Origin of the sequence: Paraburkholderia sp. RAU6.4a, from assembly GCF_050435625.1 — a bacterium.
Lineage (GTDB): Bacteria > Pseudomonadota > Gammaproteobacteria > Burkholderiales > Burkholderiaceae > Paraburkholderia > Paraburkholderia tuberum.
The window spans coordinates 3954926-3967203 of sequence record NZ_JBNDKQ010000002.1 but is presented as its reverse complement, the minus strand read 5'-3'; the positions used below and the strand labels follow the sequence as shown (position 1 = coordinate 3967203).

8 protein-coding genes are annotated in these 12278 nt (G+C 66.4%); 3 read left to right on the top strand and 5 right to left on the bottom strand.

Features of this window, described 5'->3' with window-relative positions:
* Complete coding sequence (locus tag OKW40_RS23135) at window positions 1-3327, top strand: efflux RND transporter permease subunit (RefSeq protein WP_429491678.1); 3327 nt, start codon at window positions 1-3, stop codon at window positions 3325-3327.
* 17 nt (window positions 3328-3344) lie between these two features.
* On the opposite strand, the gene OKW40_RS23130 is transcribed toward OKW40_RS23135, so the two are convergent.
* The 3 genes from OKW40_RS23130 to OKW40_RS23120 form a co-directional block, all read right to left on the bottom strand.
* A complete protein-coding gene (locus tag OKW40_RS23130; RefSeq protein ID WP_090804017.1) occupies window positions 3345-3809 on the bottom strand; it encodes a hypothetical protein in 465 nt (154 codons plus the stop codon).
* A gap of 77 nt (window positions 3810-3886) precedes the next feature.
* Entirely contained in the window at window positions 3887-4450 is a 564-nt protein-coding gene (locus tag OKW40_RS23125) for a peroxiredoxin (protein ID WP_429491676.1), read from the bottom strand.
* A 171-nt stretch (window positions 4451-4621) separates the two neighbouring features.
* The gene (locus OKW40_RS23120; protein ID WP_429491674.1) at window positions 4622-5923 is read right to left on the bottom strand and encodes an EAL and HDOD domain-containing protein; all 1302 of its coding nucleotides are present in this window, start codon (window positions 5921-5923) and stop codon (window positions 4622-4624) included.
* Window positions 5924-6399: 476 nt separating this feature from the next.
* On the opposite strand from OKW40_RS23120, the gene OKW40_RS23115 reads away from it, so the two are divergent.
* Entirely contained in the window at window positions 6400-8091 is a 1692-nt protein-coding gene (locus OKW40_RS23115) for a putative bifunctional diguanylate cyclase/phosphodiesterase (protein WP_409259504.1), read from the top strand.
* 95 nt (window positions 8092-8186) lie between these two features.
* Window positions 8187-9644 carry an HDOD domain-containing protein gene (locus OKW40_RS23110; protein ID WP_429491672.1) on the top strand — a complete coding sequence of 486 codons (1458 nt, stop codon included), beginning with the start codon at window positions 8187-8189 and terminating at the stop codon, window positions 9642-9644.
* 100 nt (window positions 9645-9744) lie between these two features.
* On the opposite strand, the gene OKW40_RS23105 is transcribed toward OKW40_RS23110, so the two are convergent.
* The gene (locus tag OKW40_RS23105; RefSeq protein ID WP_429491670.1) at window positions 9745-11121 is read right to left on the bottom strand and encodes an EAL and HDOD domain-containing protein; all 1377 of its coding nucleotides are present in this window, start codon (window positions 11119-11121) and stop codon (window positions 9745-9747) included.
* 249 nt (window positions 11122-11370) lie between these two features.
* Entirely contained in the window at window positions 11371-12165 is a 795-nt protein-coding gene (locus OKW40_RS23100; RefSeq protein WP_176365738.1) for an ABC transporter substrate-binding protein, read from the bottom strand.
* Between the last annotated feature and the right edge of the window lie 113 nt (window positions 12166-12278).

Below are 12278 nucleotides of genomic sequence, written 5' to 3'. Positions count from 1 at the left end.
ATGAACCTGTCGCGTCCGTTTATCTCCCGTCCGGTCGCCACCACGCTGCTGGCGATCGGCATCGCGTTGTCGGGGGTATTCGCGTTCACGAAGCTGCCGGTCGCGCCGCTGCCGCAGGTCGACTTCCCGACCATCTCGGTGCAGGCGACGCTGCCGGGCGCAAGCCCGGAGACCGTCGCGACGAGCGTCGCGAGTCCGCTCGAGCGGCATCTCGGCTCGATCGCCGACGTCACCGAGATGACGTCGCAGAGCTCGGTCGGCTCGACGCGCATCACGCTGCAGTTCGGCCTGAACCGCAACATCGACGGCGCCGCGCGCGACGTGCAGGCGGCGATCAACGCGGCGCGCGCCGACCTGCCCGCGAGCCTGCGCAGCAACCCGACCTACCACAAGGTCAACCCGGCCGACGCGCCGATCCTGATTCTCGCGCTGACGTCGAGCACGCTGACGGCGGGCCAGCTCTACGATTCGGCCGCGACGGTGCTGCAGCAGTCGTTGTCGCAGGTGCAGGGGGTTGGCGAAGTGGATGTCAGCGGTTCGGCGAATCCGGCCGTGCGCGTCGAGTTGCTGCCGCATGCGCTGTCGCATTACGGCATCGGCCTCGAGGACGTGCGCGCGGCGCTCGCTGCGGCCAATGCCAACAGCCCGAAGGGCTCGATCGAGTTCGGCGAGAACCGCGTACAGCTGTACACCAACGACCAGGCGAGCAAGGCGTCGCAGTACAAGGACCTCGTCATTGCCTATCGCAACGGCGCGCCGGTCAAACTCTCCGACATGGGCGAAGTCGTCGATTCGGTCGAAGATCTGCGCAATCTCGGTCTCTTCAATGGCAAGCGCTCGGTGCTCGTGATCCTGTACCGGCAGCCGGGCGCGAACATCATCGAGACCGTCGACCGCGTGAAGGCGATGCTGCCGCAACTGCACGCGTCGCTGCCCGCCGACGTCGACATCGCGCCGACCTCGGACCGCTCGACGACGATCCGCGCGTCGTTGAAGGACACCGGGCGCACGCTCGTGATCGCGATCGCGCTCGTCGTGATGGTGGTGTTCCTGTTCCTGCGCAACTGGCGCGCCACGCTGATTCCGAGCGTGGCCGTGCCGATCTCGATCGTCGGCACGTTCGGCGCGATGTACCTGATGGGCTTCTCGATCGACAATCTGTCGCTGATGGCGTTGACCATCGCGACCGGCTTCGTCGTCGACGACGCGATCGTCGTGCTCGAAAACATCTCGCGCCACATCGAAGACGGCGTGCCGCGCATGAAGGCCGCGTTCATCGGCGCGCGCGAGGTCGGCTTCACGGTGATGTCGATCAGCATCTCGCTGGTCGCCGTGTTCCTGCCGATCCTGCTGATGGGCGGCATCGTCGGGCGGCTGTTCCGCGAGTTCGCGCTGACGCTGTCGCTCGCGATCGCGGTGTCGCTGGTCGTATCGCTGACGCTCACGCCGATGATGTGCTCGCGCCTGCTGCGCGAGCCGCACGAGAAAGAACAGGAAAGCCGCTTCGGCCGCTGGCTCGAACGCGGTTTCTCATCGATGCAGCGCGGCTACGAGCGCACGCTCGGCTGGGCGCTGCGGCATCCGCTGCTGATCGTCCTCGTCCTGCTGCTGACCATCGCGCTGAACATCGCGCTCTACATCATCGTGCCAAAGGGCTTCTTCCCGCAGCAGGACACGGGGCGCCTGATCGGCGGCATCCAGGCCGACCAGAGCACGTCGTTCCAGGCGATGAAGGGCAAGTTCTCGGAGATGATGGAAATCGTCAGCAAGAATCCGGCGGTCGACAGCGTGGCCGGCTTCACCGGCGGCCGGCAGACCAACTCGGGCTTCATGTTCATGTCGTTGAAGCCGAAGAGCGAGCGCAAGCTGTCCGCCGACCAGGTCATCCAGCAGCTGCGCGCGCCGCTCGGCGACGTGGCCGGCGCGCGCACGTTCCTGCAGGCGGTGCAGGACATTCGCGTGGGCGGCCGGCAATCGAACGCGCAGTATCAGTTCACGCTGCTCGCCGACTCGACGCCCGATCTGTACAAGTGGGGGCCGAAGCTCACCGAGGCGCTGCAGGCACGCAAGGAGCTCGCGGACGTGAACTCCGACCAGCAGCAAGGCGGTCTCGAAGCGATGGTGACGATCGACCGCGCCACGGCATCGCGCCTCGGCATCAAGCCCGCGCAGATCGACAACACCCTGTATGACGCGTTCGGCCAGCGCCAGGTGTCGACGATCTACAACCCGCTGAACCAGTATCACGTCGTGATGGAAGTCGCGCCGCAATACTGGCAGAGCCCGGAGATGCTGAAGCAGATTTTCGTCAGCACGTCGGGCGGCAGCGCGAGCGGCGCGCAGACCACCAACGCGCCGGCCGGCACCGTGACGTCCAGAGCGACCAGCACGTCGACCACGACGAGCGCGGCAACCGGCGGCATGGCCGCCACCACCGCGACGAGCGCGGCCAGCATCGCAGCCGACTCCGCGCGCAATCAGGCCATCAACTCCATCGCGGCGAGCGGCAAGTCGAGCGCGTCGTCGGGCTCGGCGGTGTCGACCGCGAAGGAGACGATGGTGCCGCTGTCGGCGATCGCGAGCTTCGGGCCCGGCACCACGCCGCTATCGGTCAATCACCAGAGCCAGTTCGTCGCCTCGACGATCTCGTTCAACCTGCCGCCGGGCGTGTCGCTGTCCACCGCCACGCAGGCGATCTACGACACGATGGCCGAGATCGGCATGCCCGCCACGATTCACGGGAGCTTCCAGGGCACCGCGCAGGCGTTCCAGCAGTCGATGTCCGACCAGCCGATCCTGATCCTCGCCGCGCTCGCGGCGGTGTATATCGTGCTCGGCATCCTGTACGAGAGCTACATCCACCCGCTGACGATCCTGTCGACGCTGCCGTCCGCGGGCGTCGGCGCGTTGCTCGCGCTGCTGCTGTTCAAGACCGAGTTCAGCATCATCGCGCTGATCGGTGTGATCCTGCTGATCGGCATCGTGAAGAAGAACGCGATCATGATGGTGGACTTCGCGATCGACGCGTCGCGCAAGGGAATGTCGTCGCGCGACGCGATCTACCAGGCCTGTCTGCTGCGCTTCCGGCCGATCATGATGACCACCTTCGCCGCGCTGCTCGGCGCGTTGCCGCTCGCGTTCGGCAGCGGCGAAGGCGCGGAGATGCGCGCGCCGCTCGGTATTTCGATCGTCGGCGGGCTGATCGTCAGCCAGATGCTGACGCTCTATACGACGCCGGTCGTCTATCTGTACATGGATCGCATCCGCGTGCGCTGGGAGGCGAGAAAGGCACGCCGCGCGGGTGGCGCGACGCCGACGTCGTCATGACGTAGTGAAGGTGGCGCTCACAGCTTCTGCTCGATGGCCAGCGAGAAAATCCGCTGCCATCGGCGCGCCGCCCGCTCGTTCGACATCGGCACGAGCCACTCGCCGTGCCGCGAGTCCTTGACCTTCAGCGCGAGCCGCGCCTGTGCGTCGCGGCCCTGTGCTTCGGCGCCGAGCAGATCGGCGAAGATATACGCGCCCTGCTGGTCGCCGACGCGAATCTCGCAGAGCCGCTTGGCCGCCGCGAGCCGCACCGAGCCCCAACTGCCCTTCAATTCGTGCGTCCAGTCGCCGTCGCGCACGTTCGGCGCGACTTCGCGGCGCCGCTGCCGCCAGTACGCGAGCGCACCGGCGATCAGCAACGCAACCAGCACGGCCACACCCTCCGCCACCGCCAGCCCGAAAGCGGCCTGCAGCGCATAAAAGGCACGCACCGCGCCGTACCCCAGCGCGATCAGCGCAATCAACGCAACGACAATCGGCATCGCAAGCTCATCCGGCAAATGGTTTTAGTCGGCTAGCGCGGGCAAACGCGACGGCGCGCACGGCCCCTCACTGCCCCTCACTGTCCCTTATGGGCGGCCGACCACGCCTTGAGCGCGTTCAGCGTGTTCTCGACATGCTTGTCGGGCGACAGGCTCGTGTACTCGTAGATGATCTTGCCGTCGGGCGAGATCACGTACGACACGCGATTCGCCATGCCGGCCTTCAACGGCATGGCCGCGTCGTACGCATTGATCACCTTCGCGTCGGCGTCGGCCGCGACCGGGAATTTGCTGCGGCATTCGCTGACCGAAAACTTCGTCAGCGTATCGATGTTGTCGTGCGACACGCCGATCACCGTCGCGCCGTACTTCTTGTATTGGTCGACCGCATCGGCGAACTCGTGCGCCTCGATCGTGCAGCCCTTCGTGAACGCGGCCGGATAGAAGTACAGCACGACCGGGCCCTTCTTCAGTTCGTCGGCGAGCGAATACGCGTAGGTCTTGCCGCCGAGCGAGGCCTCGGCGGTAAACGTCGGCGCCGTATCGCCGGGCTTCAGGGTTGCCGAGGCGAGCGGCGAATGCATTGCGAATCCGAACGCCATGACGGCGGCCAGTACCGCCGGTATGTGTTTTGTCTTCATCTGCTCCTCCACGCGTGAGCGCACGCAATTGATCGGGTCCATCGGAGACAGCTTCGGCCGACGTCACAGGCCGTCGCTGAACTTTCTATTGGACCACGGATGCGCACGCGGCGTGGGTCGTCGCCCGGATCACAAGCGAATCGAAAGGGTGCGGCGCGCGAGCTCGACGCCTCAAACGCCCAATTCGGCCACGTGCGCGCCGAACCACGCCGCCGCCGACAGGTTCAGCTCCGACAGCACGTCGGGCGTCAGCGCGTGGAAGCCCGCCGCCGTCGCGACCGGCGCCGCGTCGCCGCCCTCGCCCGCGACCTCGGCGATCAGCAGCAGCGCGCCCAGTTCGCCCTTGCGCGCGACGATCGCGTCGCGAATCTGCGGCGCGAGGCCGAGTTTCTCGAGCACCGCGTCCGGCGTGCTGTCGAGCACGATGTGCACGAGCGAAAAAATCCCGGTCATGAACGCGGCGTCGGCGAATTCGCCGTCGGCCGGACGCAGCCAGTTCGCGGCGAGTTCCATGAAGCGCGAGCGCGTCGCCGCCAGTTGCACGAGCGGATCGGCGCGCCACGGCAACTCGCCGGTGTCCGAGTACAGCAGCAGTTGCGCCCAGCGCGCGATCTGCCGCGTGCCGGTCGCGATGATCGCCTCGCGCAGCGACGCGATGTTGCGCCCGAGGCCGAATGCACTCGAATTGACGAGCCGCAGCAGTTGCACGACCACGCCCGGGTTGACCTTCAGCTCCGCCTCGAGCTCGACGATGCCGGCGTCGCGCGACAGCAGCGCGAGCAGCCGCAGCAGGCCCGGACGCAGCGAGCGGTTGCGCGGCGCGGCCAGCACCTGCGGCCGCGCGAAGAAGTAGCCCTGGAACAGATCGAAACCGAGCTCGTGGGCGAGCGCGAAGTCCTCGCGCGTCTCGACCTTCTCGGCGAGCAGCGTCTTGCCGTGGCCGCGCAGCGTCGACGCGAGCTTCGCGACGGTGCGGCGCGGCGTCTGCAGGAAATCGATCTTGACGATGTCGGCGTACGGCAGCATCGCGCTCAGCTCGTCGGACAGATCGTGGACGTCGTCGAGCGCGACCTGGAAGCCGGCGCCGCGCAACTCGCCGAGACGACGCGCGAGCGAGGCGTCGTAGCGCACGGTTTCGAGGATTTCGAGCACGAAGCGCTCGGGCGGCATCAGATGGACGATGTCGCTAAAGAGCAGCGCGCGATCGATATTGACGAAGCCGCGATGCTGGCCGAGCACGGCGGGTACGCCGATTCCGCCGATCGTGCGCGCGACCACCTGCGCGGTGGCCTGCGTGTCGTCGCTGATTTCGGCGTAGTTGTACGTTCCGGCACGGAACAGCAGCTCGTAGGCGTGAAGCGCGCCATCGCGATCGAGAATCGGCTGGCGGCCGACATAGACGTACTGTGGGGCAGCGTCCAGCGCCCCGTGCTCACGATAGCCGGCCGACGCGCCGGCGAGGACATCACGCACCTCGACGTCCCGCGGGACGGGCCGTGGGGCTCTGGCGGACCTGACGACGGGGCGTTCGGACATGGATCATCAGTGCAAGGTTCGGAAAGTCTATGCAGCGCGACGTCATCAGCGTCGCCAAATAAAGGGGATTCGCCGTATTAACGGCCGCGAGGCGACGTCACTTTAACCGAATCGTCCCGGCGACGGCGCCGGGCTTCTCCTTACCAGATGTTTTTCTCCACGGGCCGCTAAAGATTTCCCCGCATGCGTCGTTATCTCGTTCTGATGGGGCGGCCTGCTATCTCCTGGCCGCCCGGAGCGGCGGACAAGCAGCCCCGCCTGCGGACGAACCCAGGTTGCCAGCGACAAACATGGAAGCGAACACGATCACCGCGCCCCGCCGGGGCTCCTTGCGCACGGTCATTGACCGGCTGTGGGCGTTCGGCCGGCGCGAGGACGACGACCAGCCGAGCAGCGCGAAGCGCCCGCCCCCACTGGAACAGGTGGTCGGCGCGGTCGATCTGCTCGCGCACGTCGACGATGCGCTGCGCTTCATCTACGTGTCCGACGCGAGCCTGCGCTTCATCGGCTATCACCGCGAATACCTGAAAACCGCGACGCTGCACGATCTGGTCGCGCCCGCCGACGTGCCGCGCCTCGACGCGCTGCTCAAGCTCGCGGCGGCCTCGGGCAACGTCGAGAAAGCGACGCTCGGGCTCGTCAAGTCGCTGACCTATCCGATCACGGTCGAGCTGCGGGTGGTGCGCAGCAGCCACGACGGCGTCGACGGCTACGCGATCGCCGGCTTCGACGTGTCGTCGTGGCGCGCCACCGAAGAGCGCCTGACCCAGGCGCTGCATCTGGACCGGCTGACCAGCCTGCCGAACCAGTCGGGCTTGCTGCACGCGTTGCTCGACGCGCAACAGAAGGCCGACGCGCACGGCACGCCGGTCGCGCTCTTGCTGCTCGATCTCGACGACTATCAGCGCGTGAATCGCGCACTCGGCTACGACGCCGGCGACGAGATGCTGCGCGACACGTCGCGGCGCCTGTTGAACATGACGAGCCCGAATGAAACGATCGCGCGCGTCGCCAGCGACGAGTTCGCGATCCTCGTGAAGCCTGCCGCGAGCCGCACCGACGCGGCGGCGGCCGCCGAAGCGCTGGCGCGGCGTCTGTTGACCGCGATCCAGCAGCCGTACGTGTTCAAGGGTCAGCAGGTGCACCTGTCGGCCAGCATCGGCATCGCGCTGTACCCGGACGTGCGCCACGCCAACGACACCGGCGGCCACGACACGCACCTGCTGCGCTGGGCCGACCACGCGCTGTTGCAGGCGAAGGCCGCGGGCGGCAACACGCTGGCGTTCTACGTACCCGACGACAACCCGGCCGACGCCGAGCGCCTCAAGCTCGAGGCCGACCTCTACGACGGCGTACGCAACGGCGAGTTTTCGCTACACTTCCAGCCGATCACGAGCAGCCGCACGCGGGGCGTGGTCGGTGTCGAGGCGTTGATTCGCTGGACGCATCCGGTGCATGGCCTCGTGCCGCCGTCGATGTTCATTCCGCTCGCGGAGTCGATCGGGCTCATCAACTTTCTCGGCAACTGGGTGCTGAAGGTCGCGTGCATGCAACTGATCCAGTGGGACGCGAAGGGCATCTCGCTGCAGTACGTGGCCGTCAACGTGTCGCCGCAGCAGTTTCGCGATCCGCGCTTCAAGGACTCGGTGCGCGAGGCGATCGAGCTGACCGGCATCGATCCGCGCCGCCTCGTCTTCGAGATCACCGAAAGTCTGCTGATGCACGATCCGGCGCACGCGAAAGGCTTGCTCGAAGAGCTGACCGCGATGGGCATCCGCTTCGCCGTCGACGACTTCGGCACCGGCTATTCGAGCCTCGCGTACCTGCAGCGTTTTCCGCTCGCGAAGCTGAAGATCGACCGGAGTTTCGTGGAGAATCTGCTAACCTCGCGAAACGATCAGGCAATCGTTAGCGCCGTCGTCGGCCTTGCGCAGACGCTCGACCTCGAACTGGTAGCCGAGGGCGTCGAAACGGAAGCGCAACGCGCGTTGCTCACCGAGATGGGCTGCGATCACATTCAGGGCTGGCTCGTTTGCAAGGCGCTGCCGTCCGAGGAACTCGCGCAGCGCTTCGAATCGCGCGAGCTTCAGTTGCACGGCGCGTAACGGGCGATGCAGACACGACGCCCAGGCAGCGCAACAAGCCGGCTCACGACCGGCATGGCATTCACTGGAACACGTATGGCTTTTGCGGGACTCACATGGTAAAGGCGGCAGTGCTCGACCGGCTCTGGACGCGAATGAGCGAGCGCGGCGATTTCCCTATGCTGTCGCAATCGCTGCGCACCACCATGGCGGCAGTGACCAACGACGACCTCGACTTCACCGGCCTCGTGCAAGTGGTGCTGTCGGACTTCGCGCTCACCCAGAAGGTGCTGCGCCTCGCGAACTCGGCGATGTACATGGCGTTCGGCGGCAACATCACGACCGTGTCGCGCGCGCTGATGGTGCTCGGCATGGATGCGGTCGGCCATCTGGTCGTCGGGCTGAAAATCGTCGATCACTTTCATCAAAGCGCGCCGCGCCGCATCGACGCGAAACTCGAACTGAACCGCACGCTGCTGTCGGGCTGCGTCGCGCGCAAGCTGACCGAGCGCGGCGACTTGCGCGCCGGTGAGGAAGCGGTGGTCTGCACGCTGATGCGGCAGATCGGCAAGCTGCTGGTCGTGTTCTATCTCGACGCCGAATGGGACCAGATTCGCCGCCATATCGATGGCGGCGCACTCGAAACCGATGCGTGCGTGCTCGTGCTCGGCGTGACGTTCGATGAAATCGGCGCCGAAGCCGCGGTGCGCTGGCGCCTGCCTGACACGATCCGCTCGGGCATGGGTGAGTTCGATCCGGAGGATGTGACGCAACCGCGCCAGGTGCAGTGGCTGCGCGCGATCACCAATTACTCGACCGCGGTCGCCGACGTGCTCACCCAGCAGAACATGCCCGAGGGGGAGCGCGAGGCACGCATCGGCGAGCTTGCGCACGAGTACAGCAGCGCGCTGAACACCGACCCCGAGGTGCTGCTGCAGATGAGCGTCGCGCTATCGCGTGAGGATGGCGGCGACAGCGTGATGCGCGAGATCGTCGAGTTACGCGCGAATGCCGATGCGATCGCGCGCGAGGCGCTTACACCCGAGGCGCGCATCGAGATCGGGGTGAAGGATCTGCGCGACCTGCCCGAGGGCAGCCCGCTCGCACCGACGCTCGCGATGGCCGCCGAGACCGTGCTCGCGGCGCTCGGCTTCTCGCGCACCGTGGTGTACGTCAAGCACAGCAGCGGCACGTTCAAGGCGCGTCTCGGCTTCGGGCCGAAGATCGACGCGGCGCTGCCGCGGCTCTCGTTCAGCACCGCGTTCGAACCCGACGTATTTCATCTCGCGATCGCGAACTCGGTGGGCATCTTCATCGAGAATGCGCGCGATCCGAAGATGGTCGCGCGGCTGCCCGAGTGGTTCCGGCGCTCGTTCGACGACGCGCGCGCGTTCGTGCTGCTGCCGATCGTCGACGAGACCGATCAGACCGTCGCGCTGCTCTACGGCGACTGGTCGCATACGCAGGAGGCGCGCCGCATCTCGCAGAAGGAGATGAGCGTGCTCAACGAACTGGCACGGGAGTTAGGACGTTTTTTCGGCCAGGGGCAGATGCGGGAAATGGAGACGATGTGAAGACCTGGCGTGATCGTTGATCACGCCGCTTCACTTCGATCCTTTCCGTGTTTGCCCGAAAACGATTTTATCCGGGCACCGTGCGGGGCTTTTACCCCACTCAATCGTCGATCCGCTCGAGCCCTTCCGCGCTGCGATCCGCGACGCCGGCCCATGCGCCGGCCGCGAGACCCATCTGCGCGACCTCTTCCACGGTCAACGGAGCAAGACGCTCGCATAGCGTGGCGACGCGCTCCCATGCGCCGCCTTCGAGCGCTTCGACCGCGCTCAACAGCAGACCCAGGCTGCCCTCGCGATGCAGGATTGCGGCCTGGATCGGTCGCGACAGCGTAAGGATGTTCAGCGTATTTTCGAGCGAGCCGCCGAACACCGCGTCGACGAACGAAAACACACCGGTCAGGAAGGCCGCATCGGCTTCGTCGCGGCCCGCCTCGGGCATGCGCTCGATCGCGAGTTCCATGAAGCGCGCGCGCGTGGCCGCGAGTTGCAGCAGCGGATCGTCCTCCAGCGCGACCTTGCGGCCGTCTGCGTAGAGCAGCAGCTGAGTCCAGCGCGCGATGCGGTCGGTGCCGGTCGCGTTGATCGCGTCGCGCAGCGTCGTCACCTTGTGACCGACCGCGAGGCCGCTCGAATTCGCGAGCTTCATCAGATGCATGACGAGCACCGGGTTCAGCTTCAGCTCGGCTTCGAGCTGCGCGACCGTCGGGTCGCCCGCGAGCAGTTGCAGCAGATTGAGCAGCGCGTGGCGCGGCGCGCTGACGCGGCGCGTCGCCGAGCTTTGCGCGCGCGCGAAGTAATAACCCTGGAAGCGGTCGAAGCCGAGCTCGTGCACCGTTTCGAAGTCGGCCTGCGCATCGACACCTGATGCGAGCAGCAGCTTGCCAGCCGACTTCAGCACGCTCGCGAGCTTCGGCAGCAGCGCGCGCGGTGTGCGCGTGACGTCGATCTTGACGACTTCGGCGTACGGCAGCAGCTTCGCGAAAGTCTCGTTGGGCTGCGTGACGTCGTCGAGCGCGAAGCGGTAGCGGCGGCCATGCAGATACACGACACGCGCGATCAACGCGTCGTCGACTTCGAGCGATGAAGGCAGCTCGAGCATGAAGCGCTCGGCCGGCAGTCTCAGGATCGCGTCGTCGAGCAGCAGCTCGCGGCTCACGTCGACGTAGGCCGGATGGCCGGTCAGCGCGCCGCGCACGTCGCCCTGCACGAGCCCGCGCACGATCGCGCGCGCGACGCGTTGCACCGGCGTGGGCGCGCGGCCCGGCAACGCGTCGGTTTCGGGAGGGAGATCGGTATTGGCTTGCGGGGCGGTGAGGTCCGCGTCGGCGAGCGGCAGCTCGGGCGCACGCACCTTGATCTCATAGCCGCACAGCATGCCGTCCCGATTCAGAATGGGCTGCCTTGCGTAGCTGGCGGCGAGCGACGCGTCGTCGGTCGTGCCGCTGTGGCTCAGAGTCTCGATTGCGATGGTGGTCATTCCAGTCCCCCGCTCGGCGCCGCTGGCGCCTGGCCGCTATGTTCTGTTTTTCGCTGCACGTTGGCGCGTTTCTGTGACGTTGCAAGCTCCGTCGCGCGCGCAGTGTGCGTCGCAATTTTATCGCAGCGTCATTGGGCACGAACAGGCTTACGAGGCAATATCTCGAAATATTTGTTGAACGTTTGCGACACGCGTGCAGAAAGCAAAACGGCCGCAACGCGCGGCCGTTTTGCACACTTCGATGCATCGTTACTTCAGCACGACTTTCACGTCGAAGTATTTGGCGGCGAGGCGGTCGATCGTGCCATCCGCCTTCAGCTCCTTCAACGCGCCGTTCAGCGCATCCTTCAGTGCCTTGTCGTTCTTGCGCACGCCGTAGCCGACACCCGCGCCGAGCAGCTTGTCGTCGCTGACGGCCGGACCGGCGAACTCGAAGCCCGCGCCCTGCGGCTTCTTCAGAAAGCCCTTCGATGCCGCTTCGGCGTCCTGGAACGACGCATCGAGACGGCCCGACGCGAGGTCCGCGTAGATCTGGTCCTGCGTCTGATAGGGCACGACGTCGACCCCGGCCGGCGCCCAGCGCGCCTTCGCATAGGTTTCCTGGATCGTGCCCTGCAGCACGCCGACGTGCTTGCCCTTCAGCGATGCGGGCGTCGGCTGCAGAGCACTGCCCTTCTTCGCGATCATCTGGTTCGGGATCGTGTAGATCGGATCGGTGAAGTCGATCGCCTGGCGACGCTGGTCGGTGATCGTCATGTCCGAGTTGATCGCGCTGAACTTGCGCGCTTCGAGCGCCGGGATCAGGCCGTCGAACGAGTTCTCGACCCACACGCATTTGGCCTTCAGCTTCGCGCACACGGCATTGCCGACGTCGATGTCGAAGCCCTGCAGCTCGCCAGCGGGCGACTTCGATTCGAACGGCGCATACGACGCCTCGACGCCGAAGCGCACTTCCTTGATCTCAGCCGCCGACGCGGTGCCTGCCGTCAACACCGCCGTCGCGAACAGCGCGAGTGCGGCCAGGTTGGGCCAATTCTTCTTCATTACGGATGTTCCTTTACGGTGTGGACTGAAACGGAGCCGATTCCGCGCGCACAGGCGGATTACGCCGCCGCGCTTCGGACTCGCGCGGCCGGCGTGACCCGTGGATGCGACAG